We start from the raw sequence: 15,799 nt of genomic DNA, 5'->3' as shown, positions 1-15,799 counted from the left end.
CATGCGAATTAATTAGTGAACAGTGTTCTTGATTTATCGACCGCGGGGGCCTAGTTTCAGAAGAGAGAACACTGTTCACGAAAAGGAGTCGGTAGTGATCGTTTATCTGTGGACTCTTGCAGGACTCCTGTTCGCGGGCGAACTCGTGATGCTCGCGGCGCTCGGCGGCTCAGTCTGGATCCTGGCGGGTCGCGGCGGGCCCGGTGTCGCGGCAGGTGCGGCGACGGTGGCGATCGCGATCGCGGCGTGGGCGGTCTTCGCCTCCCCGCATCCCGTCGTCGACGTGGCAGCAGCCAAGGCCGCCGTCAAGATCGCGCTGTATGCGGGCGCCGCTGCGCTTCTCGCGGTCGCAGGCGTCAGGACTTCGGTCGTGTACGGGTTCGTCGCGTTCTCACTGATCGTCAACATCGCGGCGGTCCTTCCGCCGTACCGAGACTTCTAGGAGACGAAGATGACCGAGAACACTGACTTCACGCAGTCCGAGCCGACGAGACGCTACGTCGCGCCGACGGGGTTACTGAGCACCGTGCCCAACCGGATCGTCAGGGTGCTGGTTCGCATCGGTGTCGCGCCGAGCGGCTGCTACGACCTCCAGGTGCCGGGGCGGGTGAGCGGCGAACTGCGGACCACGCCGGTCAACGTGCTCGACCTCGACGGCGAACGGTACCTCGTGGCCGCGCGCGGCCGGACGCACTGGGTCCGCAACGTCCGGGCCGGGGGCGCGGTCAGTCTCCGACGCGGCAGGCGCACCGAATCGGTGACCCTCGTCGAACTCGACGACGAGCGGAAACCGGAACTGATCCGCGCGTACCTGACACGGTGGGCCTGGCAGGTCGCGACCTTCGACGAGGGCCTCGCTCCGGACTCGACCGACGCCGAGATCCTCGACGCTGCACCGGGAATGCCGGTCTTCGCTGTGCGGTAGGTCCGCATCCACGACCGACTCGTGGCGGGCTGATGGACGAGGGCGGCGGCACTGAGCCGAGGTCGTCGGAATCGGACTGGATCTCGCCGAGGGGAGTTGATCGAAGTTCGGGTGAGCGGCTCGGACGTCGGTTGATACCGTTTGCGCCATGGCAGACGATCCGCGCGAGGCGCAGTCCGATTCCGGCGACGGTTCTCCCAGCGACGTTCCGCACGTGGATGTGCAGGTGCGCCACGTCGGGGCGGCTCAGGTACGACTGCCGGGCGATGCGGAGCAGGTGCCGACCGACCGTGGCCTCCTCGAATGGGTCGACCCGCGTGATCCCGCGCGCGCCGCGAATCGGACGGTGCGCGACTCGTGGCGTGTCCTGCGAATCCAGTCCGAGTTCGTCTCCGGGTTCGACGCGCTCGAGAACGTCGCCGAAGCCGTCACCGTGTTCGGCTCGGCCCGTGACCAGCCGGGGTCGCCCGGCTACGAGCAAGCCGTCGAACTGGGCAGGCTGCTCGGCGAAGCCGGGTTCGCCGTCATCACCGGTGGCGGTCCCGGCGCGATGGAGGCGACCAACAAGGGCGCGTATGAGGCTGGCGCGCCGTCGATCGGGCTCAACATCGAGCTTCCGTTCGAGCAGCACATCAACCCGTACCTCACGCTCGGCATGAACTTCCGGTACTTCTTCGTCCGCAAGACGATGTTCGTCAAGTACGCGCAGGCGTTCGTCTGCCTGCCCGGCGGGTTCGGGACCCTCGACGAGCTGTCCGAAGCGCTCACGCTCGTCCAGACGGGCAAAGTCCTCCGGTTTCCGATCGTGCTCGTCGGCCGCGAGTTCTGGGGGCCGCTCGTCGAGTGGATCAAGACCACGCTCGCCGCCGAGGGCAAGATCTCGCGTGACGACCTCGACCTCGTCACGCTGGTCGACACTCCGGCCGAAGCCGTCCAGGCCGTGTGCGACAAGGCTGTCCGCCCGTGAGTGTCGACGAGCCTGCGATCTGCGTCTACTGTGCATCCGGCCCCGTGGACGAGCAGTACTTGCAGCTTGCGGCCGACGTCGGCACGGCCCTCGCCGATGCAGGCCTCGCCCTGGTGTCCGGCGGCGGCAAGATCTCGATGATGGGCAGCATCGCCCGGGCCACCCGCGCCGCGGGCGGGCGGACCATCGGCGTGATCCCCGAGCATCTGATGGCCAAAGAGGTCGCCGACCTCGACGCCGACGAACTGATCGTCACCGACACCATGCGCGAACGAAAGCGACTCATGGAGGAGTTGTCGGACGGGTTCATCACCCTGCCCGGCGGCATCGGAACCCTCGAAGAGTTCTTCGAGACCTGGACCGGTGGCTACCTGGGCGAACACGACAAGCCCGTCGTCATGGTCAATCTCGGCGGCTTCTACGATCCGATGCTCGCCTGGCTGAACGATCTGCAGACTCGTGGTTTCGTGTCGTCACATGCTCTCGACAGGCTTATCGTCGTCGAGACGGCGGCCGACGCGGTGACCGAACTGACTCGACGGTAGGGTAACGGCATTCACATGTCGGTGGGAGGAGTGGAGCAAGCATGAACGCAGTGCCAACCAAGGTCGGTATCACAGACCTGCTCAAGGGCGTGGTAACGATGGCGCCGGATCTGCCGTCGATGGCCAAGCATGCTCCAGGCCTGATCTTCCGGTCCGGCGACAAGAAGAGCACGATCGGTCAGATCTTCGCCAAGCTGGCCGCGGACCATCCTGACCGGCCGTTCATTCGATGGCACGGCGAATCGACGTCGTACGGCGAATGCAACCGTCAGGTGAACCGTTACGCCGCGGTCTTGGCCGAGCGCGGCGTCGGAGTCGGCGACGTGGTGGGGATCCTGTCGAAGAACAACCCGACCGACCTCCTCGTCATCCTCGCGACGCTCAAACTCGGAGCAGTCGCGGGCATGCTGAACTACAACCAGCGCGGCAACGTGATCGATCACAGCATGTCGCTGCTCGACGCGAAGGCCCTGATCTGGGATCCCGAGTGCAAAGACACGTTCGACTCGATGTCGGCGTCGTCGCGGCCCGAGCACGTGCTCGACTTCCCGGCCCTCGACGAGGCTGCCGCATCGAAGCCGACGACCGATCCCGCCGTCACGGCCACGCTGCCCGCGTCGACTCTCGCGTTCTACATCTTCACTTCGGGCACCACCGGCCTGCCCAAGGCCAGCGTGATGAGCCATAACCGGTGGCTGGCGAACTACTCGGGGATCGGTGGACTCGCGGTCCGGCTGCGCTCGTCGGACACCATGTACGTCGCGCTGCCGCTCTACCACAACAATGCGCTGTCGGTGTCGCTCGGAGCCGTGCTCGCGGGCGGTGCGTGCATGGCGTTGAGCAAGCAGTTCTCGGCATCGCGTTTCTGGGACGAGATCATCGAGAACCGTGCCACCGCGTTCACCTACATCGGGGAGCTGTGCCGGTACCTGCTGGCGCAGCCGCCGAAGCCGACTGATCGGCAGCATTCGATCCGCGTCGCGATCGGCAACGGCATGCGACCGGAGATCTGGGACGAGTTCGAGGAGCGGTTCGGCGTCGACCGGATCGTCGAGTTCTACGGCGCGAGTGAACTCAACCTGGCATTCGTCAACGTGTTCGGCGTCAAGCGGACGGCCGGCTTCTGCCCCCTTCCGTTCAAGGTCGTCGAGTACAACTCCGACGGCACCGCCAAGCGAGACTCGCGCGGCCAGCTCAACGCGGTTCCCAAAGGCGAAGCGGGCCTGTTGATCTCGGAGATCAGCGACCGGGTTCCCGTCGACGGCTACACCGATTCGGCCGAGACCGAGAAGAAGGTGATCCGCGACGCCTTCAAATCGGGCGACGCCTACTTCAACTCGGGCGACCTGGTCCGGGAGATCGGTTTCTCGCACATCACGTTCGTCGACCGACTCGGCGACACCTTCCGGTGGAAGGGCGAGAACGTGGCGACCACCCAGGTCGAGAGCGCCGTGGACACCGCAGACGGCGTGTCCGGAACAGTCGCGTTCGGCGTCGAGGTCCCCGGCTGCGACGGCAAGGCTGGCATGGTCGCCGTGACCGTCGACGGCGAGAAACCCGATCCGAAGGCGTTCGCCGACCACCTGTACGCCGAACTGCCCGCCTACGCGGTGCCGCTGTTCGTCCGCTTCGTCGGCGAGATCGAGGTCACCTCGACGTTCAAGAACCGCAAGGTGGAGTTGCGCGACGAGACCTACACCGATGTCGGCGACGACGAGGTGTGGGTGCTCAAGGGCCGGAAGGACGGTTACGTGCCGTTCTACGACGAGTACCCGGCAGACGTCGCGGCAGCCAAGGCCCCGCGCTGACCGGTGACGGGCGCGCCCGTAGGGTGAATCCGTGAGCCTTGACCCATCGGCCGGACCGGACTGGTCGACCCTCGCAGGTCGCACTGTCGCCACCGACCGTGCCCTCGTGATGGCGATCGTCAACCGGACCCCGGACTCGTTCTACGATCGTGGAGCCACCTTCTCCGACGACGCCGCGAAAGCGCGCGTCGACGCGGTCGTCGCCGACGGCGCGGACATCGTCGACATCGGCGGCGTCAAGGCAGGACCCGGCGACCCGGTCGACGCAGACGCGGAGGTCGCGCGCGTGGTCCCGCTCATCGCGTGGATCCGATCGAGTCATCCCGACCTGTTGATCAGCGTCGACACCTGGCGCAGCGAAGTCGCGACCGCGGCGTGCGAAGCGGGCGCGGACATCATCAACGACACGTGGGCGGGTGTCGACCCGGGTCTGGTCGACGTCGCAGCGCAGGCCGGAGCGGGCATCGTGTGCTCGCACACCGGTGGTGCTCGGGTCCGGACCAGACCGCACCGGGTGGCCTACGACGACGTGGTCGCCGACGTGGTCGCCGAGGTGACTGGCGCAGCCTCCAGAGCCCGCGAGGCAGGCGTCCGCGACGACGGTATCCTGATCGACCCGACGCACGACTTCGGCAAGAACACGCACCACGGGCTCGCGCTCCTACGCGAGATCGACCGGCTGGTCGACACCGGGTGGCCGGTGCTGATGGCGTTGTCGAACAAAGACTTCATCGGCGAGACGCTCGGCGTCGGACTCGAGGAGCGGGTGGCAGGCACACTGGCCGCGACCGCGCTCGCTGCCTCGCACGGCGCCCGGGTGTTCCGCGTCCACGAAGTCGCCGACACGCGTCGCGTCGTCGACATGGTCGCGTCGATCGCAGGCTCCCGGCCGCCCTCGCGCGCAGTGCGAGGACTGGCATGAACCGAGGACTGGAATGAACACCGTCTGGACCGACCGCGGCGAGGGGGAGGCCCGCTGGTCGCACACGCATACGTGGGATCACCCCGAGTGGAGCGTCGACGAACTCGTCGCAGCGAAAGCAGGCCGCACCGTATCGGTGGTACTGCCCGCGTTGAACGAAGAAGACACCGTCGCGGGCGTCATCGGGACCATCGCACCCCTGCTCGGCGGGCTCGTCGACGAACTCGTCGTCGTCGACTCCGGGTGCACAGACCGCACCGTCGAGCGGGCGCGGGCGGCAGGAGCACGAGTCGTCTCCCGCGAGGAGGCGATCCCCGGCATCGAGCCGCAGCCAGGCAAGGGCGAAGCGCTGTGGCGCTCGTTGGCCGCGACCACCGGTGACCTCGTCGCGTTCGTCGATGCGGACCTCATCGAGCCGGATCCGATGTTCGTGCCGAAGATGCTCGGCCCACTCCTCGCCGACTCGGACATCCACCTGGTCAAGGGCTACTACCGTCGGCCGTTGCTCACTGGAGCGACGCACGACGCGTCCGGAGGAGGACGCGTCACCGAACTCCTGGCCCGGCCGCTGCTCACCGCCCTCAAACCCGAACTCGGCGAAGTGCTTCAACCGCTCGGCGGAGAGTACGCGGGCACCCGGGAACTCCTCACGTCGGTGCGTTTCGCGCCCGGCTACGGGGTGGAGATCGGGTTGCTCGTCGACACCTACGAGCGGTACGGACTCAGCGGTATCGGGCAGGTGAATCTGGGTGTACGACAGCACCGGAACCGGCCGCTCCGCGACCTCGCGGTGATGAGCAGACAGATCGTCGCGACGCTCCTGGACCGCTGCGGCGTCGACGACTCCGGCGTCGGGCTCACCCAGTTCGTACCCGACGAGACCGGCGGTTTCGCGCCGCGCACCACCGATCTCTTGCGCGAGGAACGGCCGCCGGTCGCCGAACTCGATCCGGCGGTCCTGCGGGCGACGCCGTCGGACAGTCGTCGGCGTTAGGGTGGAGGCGTGGTGATCATCGGTCTGTACGTGATCGGCGTGGCCCTGCTGGTCGCGCTACTCTTCGGCGTGGTGTGGTTCGTGTTCGGTCGCGGTGAGGATCTGCCGCCGATCGAGTCCGGCACCACGCTCACTCGGCTGCCGCGCGCGGGCATCAGCGGCGACGACGTGCGCGGCCTCGTGTTCGCGCAGACCTTCCGCGGATACCGTGCCGTCGAAGTCGACTGGGCGCTGGAGAAGCTCGCGCGCGAGATCGACGAACTCCGCGGCGTGGTCCACGAATTGTCGGGCCGGGAGGTCGCCGACACGGGTGCGATCCCGACGGTGCAGGTGTACGAGACTGACGACTGAGTAAGTTCCGTGGTCCTGAAGGCGACGCGCGTGTGTGGCGCACGTATCATTACACGAGTCAGGGAATCGTTGGAGGGAGCACGGGTATGGCGGCGATGAAGCCACGGATGGGCGACGGCCCGATGGAAGCGGTCAAGGAAGGTCGCGGGATCGTCGTGCGTATCCCGATCGACGGCGGCGGCCGCCTGGTCGTCGAGTTGAACGACGAAGAGGCCGGCGCACTCGGCGAGGCTCTTCGCGAGGTCACCGCCTGACGGCGAACCCGGAACTGTTCGCGACCGCACGGCTGGCCTGCCCGATCTGTTCGGGAGCACTCACATCCTCGTCGCGGGTGCTCGGCTGCGCATCAGGACACCGCTTCGACCTCGCCAGACAGGGCTACGTCTCGCTGCTGAGCGGGAAGGGCACCGCGCACCGATCCGACACGTCGGACATGGTGGCGGCTCGCACGCGAGTGTTCGACGACGGACTGTACGCCCCGATCCAGCGGGCGGTCGCCGCCGCTGCGACCGGCTCGACGGGTGTCCTCGTCGACGCGGGCGGTGGGACCGGAGCCTACCTGGCAGCATCTCTCGACGCCGATACCGATGATCGTGTCGGCGTCAGCGTGGACCTCTCGAAGTCGTGCGCGCGGGCAGCGGCTCGGGCGCATCCGCGCGGCGTGTCCGTCGTCGCCGATCTCTGGGCCTCGATTCCGGTGCAGACCGGAGGCGCGTCCACCGTCCTGTCGGTATTCGCGCCGCGCAACGTCGCCGAGACGACCCGCATCCTCGCGCCCGGCGGCCAGTGGGTGATCGTCACCTCGAACACCGGGCACCTCGCCGACATCGTCGGACCGATGGGCATGCTGCGCGTCGGCGACGGGAAGACGGACCGGATCGACGCCGATCTGCGAGCCGACTTCGACATCGTCTCGGCCGACCGGGTGAGGGCGTCGCTGGACCTGTCTGCGGACCGGCTCGCGGACGTCGCGGGCATGGGACCTGCAGGATTCCACCGCAGTCGTGACGAACTCGTCGAGGCGGCCGCCGGACTGGCGGCAGGCGGCTCCGTGCCGACGATGATCGACGTCACGGTCACCGTCGCGCGACGCCGATAGACCGTGACCTCCCTTTAGTGCTGATTCGGGTCGGTCGGGTGGTCGGTCCGGCTCTGTGCCGATATGTTTGAACCGTGAGATCACAACCGCACGTGCTCGGAATCGTCCTCGCCGGCGGAGAGGGCAAGCGACTGTATCCGCTGACGATGGACCGCGCCAAGCCCGCGGTCCCGTTCGGCGGCTCCTACCGGCTCATCGACTTCGTCCTGTCGAACCTCGTCAACGCGGGCTACGAACGCCTCTGTGTCCTGACCCAGTACAAGTCGCATTCGTTGGACCGCCACATCTCGCAGAACTGGTGGGTCTCGGGGTTCCACGGCGAATACATCACCCCGGTGCCTGCGCAGCAACGGCTCGGTCCGCGCTGGTACACGGGCAGTGCCGATGCGATCTTCCAGTCGATGAATCTGATCGACGACGAGAAACCCGACTACATCGTCGTCTTCGGAGCCGACCACGTGTACCGGATGGATCCGTCGCAGATGGTCGAGGCGCACATCGCGTCGGGTGCGGCGGTCACCGTCGCGGGCATCCGGGTGCCGCGCAAGGAGGCGTTCGCGTTCGGTTGCATCGACTCCGACGACGACAACGCGATCACGGCATTCGTGGAGAAGCCGAGCGATCCGCCCGGCACCCCTGACGATCCGGAGGTCACGTACGCCTCGATGGGCAATTACGTGTTCACCACCGACCGGCTCGTCGAGGCGCTCAAGATCGACGCCGCCGACCCCGACTCGGACCACGACATGGGCGGCGACATCATCCCGGCGTTCGTGCGGACACATGAGGCGTACGTCTACGACTTCGACGACAACGCGATCCCCGGTGAGACGCCGCGCGACAAGGGCTACTGGCGGGACGTTGGGACGATCGACTCGTTCTACGACGCGCACATGGACCTCATCTCGGAGAATCCGGTGTTCAACCTCTACAACCAGCGCTGGCCGATCCGCGGAGCCACCAGCCACCTTCCGCCCGCGAAGTTCCTCAAGGGCGGTTCGGCCAACGACTCGATGGTCGGCGCGGGGTGCATCGTGTCCGGCGGCACCGTGCACAACTCTGTGCTGTCGAACGACGTCGTCATCGGCGAGGGGGCCGTCGTCCAGGGGAGCGTCCTCATGCCCGGCGTCCGCATCGGTCGGAATGCGGTGGTGCGCAACGCGATCCTCGACAAGAACGTGACCGTCGCCGACGACCGGCAGTTGGGCGTCGACCTCGCCCACGACGGCGAGCACTTCCAGGTCAGCGCAGGCGGAGTGGTCTGCGTCGGCAAGAACTTAGTAGTCGAGTAGCGGCTTCAACGCGGGGGCTCCGGACTCGATCAGCACCGGGATCGTGTCCGCGTCGATGTCGGCGGGAAGGTCGTCGACCGGCCACCAGGCGAGGTCGACGGACTCGTCGCTGCGCACGATGGCCGGGAGCGATCCGTCCGGCGTCGGATCGGCGACGGCCGCGTACCGAACGTCCAGATGGCGCGTCGGAACGCCGAGCGAGCAGGTGATCGGGTGCGTGTGCAGGTGCACGGGGGCGTCCGACAGTCGTAGCGACGGCAGCCCCGACTCCTCGAGGCCTTCACGGGCAGCCGTGGCGGCGACGCTCGCGTCGTCCGGCTCGCAGTGGCCGCCGAGCTGGATCCATTTTCCGACGCGCGGATGCAGAGTGAGCAGGACATGCCGCAGTGTCGCGTCGAACACGATCACCGAACCGGTCACATGCCCGGGGACGCACGCGCGCATGCACGGATCGTCGGCGGCGTCGACGAAGGCCAGCATGGTGTGGCGCAATGCGTCCTGCTCGGCGTCCGGAGCAGTCCAGTCCGCGAGGATCGCGCGAGTGGCGTCGGTGATGCTCACAGCTGCGTCACCAGACCCTCGATCGAGGCAGGCGCGCGGAGCGCCTGCTCGTCGGCCGGATAGCCGATCGCGACAGCGCCCAACGGCTGCCACTCGTCGGGCAGGCCGAGTTTCTGGCGGACCGTCGACGCCGCGAAGATCGTCGAGCCGACCCAGCAACTGCCGACTCCGCGGACCGACAGCCCGACCAGCAGCCCGGAGACGGCTGCGCCCCCGGCGACGGTGAACATGGTCCGCTCGCAGGCGTTGCGGCGGGTGTCGGAATACGTGTGCATACCCTCGCCGGTCAGGACGGGGATGACGAGTTCCGGTGCGTCGTAGAGGATCTGCCCGCGCGACACACGCTTCGCGATCGAGCCGTCGGTCTTCTCGTCGGATTCGAGATCGGCGCGCCACGCGTCGCTCATCGCGTCGAGGAGTGCGCGGCGACGCGTGTCGTCGCGGAGCCAGAGGAACTGGATCGGATGCGTGTGGTGGGGCGCCGGTGCGGTGAGGGCGTCGGCGAAGGCCGCGTTCATCACCTCGTCGGGTACCGGGCCGTCGGCGAACGATCGGACCGATCGGCGGGTCAGGATCGCTTCCCGGCGGCCTCGGTCGATCGCCTCCTCGACGCCGAGGCGAAACATGTCGTCCTCGAGGTCGCGGACCAGGTCGCGCGCCGTCGAACCATCGTCGGCAGGGGTCCAGCCGCGGACCACCGCGACCGGCACGCCGTCGAGTTTGCCCTTCACGAGGTCGGCGGCGCCTGCGAGTTCGTCGGCGACGGCGATGTCGGTCACGACCAACGTGTTGCCGTACGTGTCGTCGATGCCGTCGTACGCATGGCTGACGGCGACGCCTGCGGCCCCGATGGCCACATCGGTCTGTCCGGTCCGCCAAGCACGCCCCATCGTGTCTGTGATGATGACCGCGACGTCGAGTCCGCGTGCGGCGAGATCGGCGCGCAGCCGGGCGGCGCTCGCGTCCGGATCGAGGGGCAGCAGTGCGATCTGATCGGTGCGGACGTTGGAGCCGTCGACGCCCGCCGCGGCCTGCACCAGACCGTTGCGGTTCGCGGTGATCAGAGTCCGGTTGCGTTTGGCCACGACGCGAACCGTTTCGTCATCGATGAGCTTGCGGCGGAACGTGTCTCGCTCTTCGGGGTCGGTCGGCGCGTCGACCATCCGGCCCTCGGTCTTGGAGAAGATCTTGCTCGTCACGACCAACACGTCGCCGTCGACGAGCCACGGCGCCGCCTTCGTGACCTCCGCTGCGACGTCGCTGCCGGGGCCGAACTCGCCGAGTCCGGTGACCGGCAGGATCTGCAGTCCCTCGAGCGCGCGGTGATCGCTCACGGTGTCTCCAGAGTTCAGGGTGTCTCGAGAACTCATGGGGCCTCCATGCCGACCAGGGCGAGTGCCGCTCGGATCATCTGAGCCGTCGCGCCCGGATCGGTCATCAGCAGGGGGGCGGACCCGATCGAGATCCCCTCGACCTGCGCGTGGTCGCCGTCGGCGATGAGCCAGCCGTCGAGGAGTCCGTTGCCCGACCGCGCGCCGAAGTGTCCGGCGATCGCCTCGGCCGACGAGCCGACCCCGATCACCGACAGGCATTCGTCGGCCATCCCGCGCAGCGGCTTGTCGTCGATCACCGGGCTGATGCCGACGACCGGAGCGGCAGTGTTCCGAAGCGCCGCTCGAATCCCGGGGACGCTGGTGATCGCGCCGATGGACACGACCGGGTTCGACGGTGCGAGGAGCACGACGTCGGCGTCGGTGATCGCGTCGAGCACACCGGGTGCCGGCTTCGCGTCGTCACTGCCGACCTGAGCGAACCCGTGCGTCGGCACCTGCGCCCGATGCCGCACCCACCACTCCTGGAAGTGGATCGCGACCTTCTCGCCGGGTTCGCCGCCCGGATTGTCGATCACCACGTGGGTCTCGTGGCGGTCGTCGGTGACCGGCAGCAGTCGGACCCCCGGCTGCCAGCGCTTGGACAACGCCGCGGTGACGTCCGAGAGCGCGAAGCCCGCGTCGAGCATCTGAGTGCGGATCAGGTGGGTTGCGAGATCGCGGTCCCCGAGTCCGAACCAGTCCGGATCGGCTCCGTACGCTGCGAGTTCTTCCTTCGCGTTCCACGTCTCGTTCCGGTGGCCCCATCCGCGCTCGAGATCGATGCCGCCGCCGAGCGTGTACATGCACGTGTCGAGGTCGGGACAGATGCGGACGCCGTGCATCCAGGCGTCGTCGCCCACGTTGACGATCGCGGTCACCGAGTTCGAAGCCGCTTCGGCGGGCGCCGAGTCGAAGGGTTGCGGGAAGGGGGTGACGCCGAATAGTTCACGTGCGCCCTGCAGGAAACGGGCGCCGCCGACGCCTCCGACGAGTACGGTCACTTTCACAGGGATCCACTCTAGCCAGCGCCCGGCGACACGCCGAGGGGCGTCGGCAAACTTGTGTGCGAACGGTTTTGTCGGTCCGTGGTGTTATGAATGAATCTTGGCGTTCGGCTTGACCCGCACCGTGCCACCGTGTGTAATCACATCAGTGTCATTAAGGGTGGAGCGAAGCAGGGAGGGCGCCGAGTATGACTATTGATCACGGCGAAGGTGCTGAGCCGGCCAGTCGACTTACCGGCTCGGGGTTCGGGCATCTGACGGCTGTACCAAGCGATTTTGAAGCACTGTTCGATGCAGTCGAGGACGAATGGCAGGATCGCGCACTGTGTGCGCAGACCGATCCTGAAGCATTCTTCCCCGAGAAGGGCGGATCGACGCGCGAAGCGAAGCGAATCTGCCAGGGGTGCGAGGTCAAGGCGGACTGCCTCGAGTACGCACTCCACAACGACGAGCGGTTCGGCATCTGGGGTGGAATGTCCGAACGCGAACGCCGCCGCCTCAAGCGCGGCATCATCTAGTCCCGGCGTCTCGCCGAATTCTTCAGTCCGGTCCGTCTTCGACGGTCTCCTCGTCGACGCCGAGGTACGTCGCGACTTGTTGGATGAGGATCTCGCGCAACAACTCCCGCAGATCGTCGTCGAGGGCGCGGAGCTCCAACGGGCGGCGGAACAGGACGATCTGTGCGCGCGTCGGTCGGCCCTGTGCGTCGACGGCGGCCGGAATAAGACGGGCCAACGGCACCGGCCCGTCGGCGGTGACTTCCTCGGGCCAGGCGATCGTCTCCCACTCCGACGGATCCGTCCCTCGGGGAAGGGTCCCCGGAATGTCGTCGACGGCGACGTCCAGACCGGACAGTCGGTCGTGCCATCGCGCATCCAACTCGGCGAATGCGTCCACGGCCGCGCGATCGAACTCGTCCGATTTCGTTCGGCGTGCGGGGGCGCCGGGAGGCAGAAGCGGTCCGCGGAGGCCGCGTCCGCGCCGATCCCTCGTCCGACGTGGTGCGGGGGAGAGAAGACGGTGGCCCGATTGCAGGGGAGCGAGACGAAACGCCATGAATGCCAGTCTAGGACGTGTGTCGATCGAGGCGCCGCCGACACGACACGATAAGGTGTGGCTGTGAGTTCCCCTCGTCAGTGCTGCCGCCCAGGCTGCTCCAAGCTGGCCGTGGCCACGCTGACCTTCGTCTATGCGGAGTCGACAGCGGTCATCGGCCCCCTCGCGGGCGCCGACGAACCTCATTCGTGGGACCTGTGCGCCGAACACGCCGATCGCATCACCGTTCCGCGAGGCTGGGAGATGCTCCGCAGCGGAAGCGGCTTCGAGCAGACCACCGAAGACCAGGATCTGACGGCGCTCGCCGAGGCCGTCCGCGAGGTCGGCGCCGCCGCTCCTTTCGCGCGGCCGTCGTTCCGGGCGCATACCGATTTCGACGAGTCGCAGCGCGGACGTCACCGGGCTTCGGACCGTCCCGCCGCGTCGGCAGGCGTCACTCCGCGGCCGGGACGGCGTGGCCACTTGCGGGTCCTGCCGGATCCGGTGGACTGAGCCCATTAGGACGCCTCGGCTCGCCGAGGCCATGCCCTAGGCTGGAACACATGTCTGACCCCCTCCGCGACCTCGACGATGTCGATGGTCTCGTCGCCGCCGACCACGACGGTCTGCTTCGGTCAGCCGCGACGTCCGGCGCGCACGTCCGCGCCGTCGCGCACGCCGTCTCCGAAGGTGCGCTCGCATCGCTCGCCGACCTCCATCCGCGCGCCGTCGTCGTGGTCACCGGCCGGTCGGCGTCGGCACGCCGCGCCGCTGAGTTCGTCGTGGCGCTCCTGGCGTCGCACGTCGACGTTCCGCTCGTCGTCGCCCCTTCGCTGCCCGGCTGGATCGGGCCGCTCGACGTGGTGGTCGCGGCAGGCGACGACCCGGGCGACCGCAATTACGCTGACGCCGCGCTGCGCGCGCTGCGGCGTCGGGCGGAGCTCGTCGCGGTCGTTCCCGTCGAAGGGCCGTTCGCCGACGCCGTCGGCGCTCAGCCGCTCGCCGACCTGTCGCCTCGGCTGCCCGTCGACACACGCTTCGGCTTCGTTCGCATCGTCGCGGCGCTCGTCGCCGTGTGCACGGCGTTCGGGGCGGTGCGGACGCACCCGGCGCCGCCGGCGCTCGCCGATGTCGCCGACCTCCTGGATGTGGAGGCGACGCTCGACCACCCGGAGAACGAGAGCTTCCGCAACCAGGCGAAACTGTTGGCGACACGCGTCGACGGCCGCGCGATCGCCTGGACGGGCGACGCTCCGGCGGCGACCGCACTCGCCGAACACATCGCCGCGACCGTGTTCACCGTCGCCGGAATCACGTCGGCTGCAGGCGACGAGGCAGGCGTGCTCGCGCACCTGCGTGTCCCGGCGTCTGCGGGGTCTGCGGTCGTGGACGCGATCTTCTACGACCCGGACTTCGACGACGCGCTGCCCGCCGACCGGCCTCGCGTCGTGCTGTTGACGACTGCGGCCCGGAGTTGGGCCGTCGAGCAGCGCACTGCGGCGTTCGGCGACGTCGTCGTCGTGACCGAGGAGGCCGGACCCCTCGACGACGCCGCCGCTGCTTCGCAGGACGACCACGGCGTCGCGGAGTTCGGCGACGTGCCCGCGGACCTCGCCGCCTACCTCACGGTGGCGGTGCGCGCCGACTTCGCGGCCGCGTACCTGGAACTGACAGGAGTCGCCGCGCGATGAAGCTGCTCGCCGGAGTCATCCGGCCGTACGCATGGGGGTCGCGCACCGCACTGGCGGAGATGCGCGGCGCGCCGAGCCCATCGGCGCACCCGGAGGCCGAACTGTGGTTCGGTGCGCATCCGGCGTCGCCCGCGACTGTCGAGTCGGGCGGTGACCTGCTGTCCCTGATCGAAGACGACCCCGAGAATCAGCTCGGAGCCGACGTGCTCGACCGGTTCGGTGCGCGCCTGCCGTACCTGGTGAAGGTGCTCGCAGCACAGGAGCCACTGTCGCTCCAAGCGCATCCGAGCGCCGAGCAGGCGGCTGACGGATTCGACAGGGAGAACGCGGAAGGTCTGCGGTTCGACGCACCCGAGCGCAACTACCGCGACGGCTGGCATAAGCCGGAGTTGGTCGTCGCGCTCACCGAGTTCGACGTCCTCGCCGGCTTTCGTGATCCGCATGTGACCGTCGAACTGCTGCGCAGTCTTCAAGTCCCCGCGTTGGACCCGTACCTCGGTCTCCTCGCGGGACAGCCCGACGACACCGGGCTGCGTGCGGTGTTCACCACGTGGCTCACCCTGCCCGACTCGGTGATCGGCACTCTTGTGCCCGACACGCTCGACGGTGCGGTCCGCGTCCTCGAGCGCGGCGAGCAACGGTTCGCGCTGGAGCTGCGTTCGCTTCTGGAACTCGGCGAGGCGTACCCGGGCGACCCCGGTGTACTCGCATCCCTCCTGTTGAACCGCATCCACCTGAATCCGGGCGAGGCTCTGTACGTCTCCGCAGGCAAGCTGCACGCGTATCTGCAGGGAACCGCGGTGGAGGTGATGGCCAACTCGGACAATGTGCTGCGCGGGGGTCTCACTCCGAAGCACATCGACGTTCCCGAACTACTCAGGGTCCTCGACTTCACCCCGGTCAGCGTCGACGAACTGACGCCGGAGACTCAGAGCGTCGGCGCCGAGCGCGTGTACATGACGCCCGCGCCCGAGTTCCGGATGTCGCGCGTCCACCTCGACGGAACGGGAATGCACCAGCCGTCGTCGATCAGCTTCGGGGTGTCGGGGCCGCAGATCGTCGCGGTGCTCTCCGGTCGGATCACGGTGACCGCGGGTGACGGGCACGACGTGACCGCGTCGGCGTGCGACGCCGTGTGGATCCCCGACGCCGACTCCGATGTCGTCGTGCATGCGGCGTCGTCGAACACGGAGTTCGTCCGCGTCTTCGTGCCGTGAGCCCGGCGGGCGCGA

General features: G+C 68.0%; 19 protein-coding genes. 15 read left to right on the top strand and 4 right to left on the bottom strand.

Annotated features, from left to right (window positions below; translation table 11 throughout):
• Nucleotides 1-94 precede the first annotated feature (94 nt).
• The 11 genes from L5G32_RS14375 to glgC all read left to right on the top strand — a co-directional run bounded on the left by L5G32_RS14375 (nt 95) and on the right by glgC (nt 8,903).
• Nucleotides 95-442: a DUF2568 domain-containing protein gene (locus L5G32_RS14375; protein ID WP_237011750.1), complete on the top strand. Its 348-nt coding sequence runs from the start codon at nt 95-97 to the stop codon at nt 440-442.
• Nucleotides 443-451: 9 nt separating this feature from the next.
• Nucleotides 452-925 carry a nitroreductase family deazaflavin-dependent oxidoreductase gene (locus L5G32_RS14370; RefSeq protein WP_237011749.1) on the top strand — a complete coding sequence of 158 codons (474 nt, stop codon included), beginning with the start codon at nt 452-454 and terminating at the stop codon, nt 923-925.
• 148 nt (nt 926-1,073) lie between these two features.
• Nucleotides 1,074-1,892, top strand: a complete 819-nt coding sequence (locus L5G32_RS14365) for an LOG family protein (protein ID WP_237011748.1) — start codon at nt 1,074-1,076, stop codon at nt 1,890-1,892.
• Complete coding sequence (locus tag L5G32_RS14360) at nt 1,889-2,437, top strand: LOG family protein (protein WP_237011747.1); 549 nt, start codon at nt 1,889-1,891, stop codon at nt 2,435-2,437. The genes L5G32_RS14365 and L5G32_RS14360 overlap by 4 nt, the downstream gene beginning before the upstream one ends.
• A 41-nt stretch (nt 2,438-2,478) precedes the next feature.
• Nucleotides 2,479-4,245 (top strand): long-chain-acyl-CoA synthetase, encoded by a 1,767-nt coding sequence (locus tag L5G32_RS14355; protein WP_237011746.1) that lies wholly within the window; start codon nt 2,479-2,481, stop codon nt 4,243-4,245.
• A 109-nt stretch (nt 4,246-4,354) separates the two neighbouring features.
• Nucleotides 4,355-5,167: a dihydropteroate synthase gene (gene folP, locus L5G32_RS14350; protein WP_237011847.1), complete on the top strand. Its 813-nt coding sequence runs from the start codon at nt 4,355-4,357 to the stop codon at nt 5,165-5,167.
• A gap of 13 nt (nt 5,168-5,180) precedes the next feature.
• Entirely contained in the window at nt 5,181-6,161 is a 981-nt protein-coding gene (locus L5G32_RS14345; RefSeq protein WP_237011745.1) for a glucosyl-3-phosphoglycerate synthase, read from the top strand.
• 9 nt (nt 6,162-6,170) lie between these two features.
• Nucleotides 6,171-6,512 (top strand): DivIVA domain-containing protein, encoded by a 342-nt coding sequence (locus L5G32_RS14340; protein ID WP_237011744.1) that lies wholly within the window; start codon nt 6,171-6,173, stop codon nt 6,510-6,512.
• A gap of 86 nt (nt 6,513-6,598) precedes the next feature.
• On the top strand, nt 6,599-6,766 hold the full coding sequence (locus L5G32_RS14335) for a DUF3117 domain-containing protein (RefSeq protein WP_236999265.1): 168 nt from the start codon (nt 6,599-6,601) through the stop codon (nt 6,764-6,766).
• Nucleotides 6,763-7,611: a putative RNA methyltransferase gene (locus tag L5G32_RS14330; RefSeq protein ID WP_372491702.1), complete on the top strand. Its 849-nt coding sequence runs from the start codon at nt 6,763-6,765 to the stop codon at nt 7,609-7,611. Before L5G32_RS14335 ends, L5G32_RS14330 begins: the two co-directional genes overlap by 4 nt.
• A gap of 74 nt (nt 7,612-7,685) precedes the next feature.
• Nucleotides 7,686-8,903, top strand: coding sequence for a glucose-1-phosphate adenylyltransferase (gene glgC / locus L5G32_RS14325; RefSeq protein ID WP_237011742.1), 1,218 nt, complete (start codon nt 7,686-7,688; stop codon nt 8,901-8,903).
• Here glgC and L5G32_RS14320 read toward each other — a convergent pair.
• Genes L5G32_RS14320 through cofD form a run of 3 tightly spaced genes read right to left on the bottom strand, consistent with a single transcriptional unit; the run spans nt 8,889 to nt 11,844 of the window.
• Entirely contained in the window at nt 8,889-9,464 is a 576-nt protein-coding gene (locus L5G32_RS14320) for an NUDIX hydrolase (RefSeq protein WP_237011741.1), read from the bottom strand. The genes glgC and L5G32_RS14320 overlap by 15 nt on opposite strands.
• A complete protein-coding gene (locus L5G32_RS14315) occupies nt 9,461-10,834 on the bottom strand; it encodes a coenzyme F420-0:L-glutamate ligase (protein WP_237011740.1) in 1,374 nt (457 codons plus the stop codon). The genes L5G32_RS14320 and L5G32_RS14315 overlap by 4 nt, the downstream gene beginning before the upstream one ends.
• A complete protein-coding gene (gene cofD / locus L5G32_RS14310; RefSeq protein ID WP_237011739.1) occupies nt 10,831-11,844 on the bottom strand; it encodes a 2-phospho-L-lactate transferase in 1,014 nt (337 codons plus the stop codon). Before cofD ends, L5G32_RS14315 begins: the two co-directional genes overlap by 4 nt.
• Nucleotides 11,845-12,029: 185 nt before the next feature.
• On the opposite strand from cofD, the gene L5G32_RS14305 reads away from it, so the two are divergent.
• Nucleotides 12,030-12,359, top strand: a complete 330-nt coding sequence (locus L5G32_RS14305; RefSeq protein WP_237011738.1) for a WhiB family transcriptional regulator — start codon at nt 12,030-12,032, stop codon at nt 12,357-12,359.
• A 22-nt stretch (nt 12,360-12,381) separates the two neighbouring features.
• Here L5G32_RS14305 and L5G32_RS14300 read toward each other — a convergent pair whose 3' ends face one another.
• Complete coding sequence (locus L5G32_RS14300) at nt 12,382-12,897, bottom strand: metallopeptidase family protein (RefSeq protein ID WP_237011737.1); 516 nt, start codon at nt 12,895-12,897, stop codon at nt 12,382-12,384.
• A gap of 63 nt (nt 12,898-12,960) precedes the next feature.
• Here L5G32_RS14300 and L5G32_RS14295 point away from each other — a divergent pair, with 63 nt between their 5' ends.
• Genes L5G32_RS14295 through manA form a run of 3 tightly spaced genes read left to right on the top strand, consistent with a single transcriptional unit; the run spans nt 12,961 to nt 15,784 of the window.
• Nucleotides 12,961-13,389: a DUF3499 domain-containing protein gene (locus tag L5G32_RS14295; protein WP_237011736.1), complete on the top strand. Its 429-nt coding sequence runs from the start codon at nt 12,961-12,963 to the stop codon at nt 13,387-13,389.
• A 50-nt stretch (nt 13,390-13,439) separates the two neighbouring features.
• Complete coding sequence (locus tag L5G32_RS14290; RefSeq protein WP_237011735.1) at nt 13,440-14,567, top strand: hypothetical protein; 1,128 nt, start codon at nt 13,440-13,442, stop codon at nt 14,565-14,567.
• Complete coding sequence (manA, locus tag L5G32_RS14285; RefSeq protein WP_237011734.1) at nt 14,564-15,784, top strand: mannose-6-phosphate isomerase, class I; 1,221 nt, start codon at nt 14,564-14,566, stop codon at nt 15,782-15,784. The genes L5G32_RS14290 and manA overlap by 4 nt, the downstream gene beginning before the upstream one ends.
• The last annotated feature ends 15 nt before the right edge of the window (nt 15,785-15,799 follow it).

Source organism: Gordonia zhenghanii, assembly GCF_021738965.1.
In the GTDB taxonomy this organism is placed as follows: Bacteria; Actinomycetota; Actinomycetes; order Mycobacteriales; family Mycobacteriaceae; genus Gordonia; species Gordonia zhenghanii.
The sequence above is the reverse complement of the archived record's forward strand: the minus strand, read 5'-3'. Positions and strand labels throughout refer to the sequence as shown.

Coding starts and splice junctions, on each gene's coding strand:
- L5G32_RS14370 (WP_237011749.1), top strand. CDS start 452: ATGACCGAGAACACTGACTTCACGCAGTCCGAGCCGACGAGACGCTAC.
- L5G32_RS14365 (WP_237011748.1), top strand. CDS start 1,074: ATGGCAGACGATCCGCGCGAGGCGCAGTCCGATTCCGGCGACGGTTCT.
- L5G32_RS14355 (WP_237011746.1), top strand. CDS start 2,479: ATGAACGCAGTGCCAACCAAGGTCGGTATCACAGACCTGCTCAAGGGC.
- folP (WP_237011847.1), top strand. CDS start 4,355: ATGGCGATCGTCAACCGGACCCCGGACTCGTTCTACGATCGTGGAGCC.
- L5G32_RS14345 (WP_237011745.1), top strand. CDS start 5,181: ATGAACACCGTCTGGACCGACCGCGGCGAGGGGGAGGCCCGCTGGTCG.
- L5G32_RS14335 (WP_236999265.1), top strand. CDS start 6,599: ATGGCGGCGATGAAGCCACGGATGGGCGACGGCCCGATGGAAGCGGTC.
- L5G32_RS14315 (WP_237011740.1), bottom strand. CDS start 10,834: ATGAGTTCTCGAGACACCCTGAACTCTGGAGACACCGTGAGCGATCAC.
- L5G32_RS14305 (WP_237011738.1), top strand. CDS start 12,030: ATGACTATTGATCACGGCGAAGGTGCTGAGCCGGCCAGTCGACTTACC.
- L5G32_RS14300 (WP_237011737.1), bottom strand. CDS start 12,897: ATGGCGTTTCGTCTCGCTCCCCTGCAATCGGGCCACCGTCTTCTCTCC.
- L5G32_RS14290 (WP_237011735.1), top strand. CDS start 13,440: ATGTCTGACCCCCTCCGCGACCTCGACGATGTCGATGGTCTCGTCGCC.
- manA (WP_237011734.1), top strand. CDS start 14,564: ATGAAGCTGCTCGCCGGAGTCATCCGGCCGTACGCATGGGGGTCGCGC.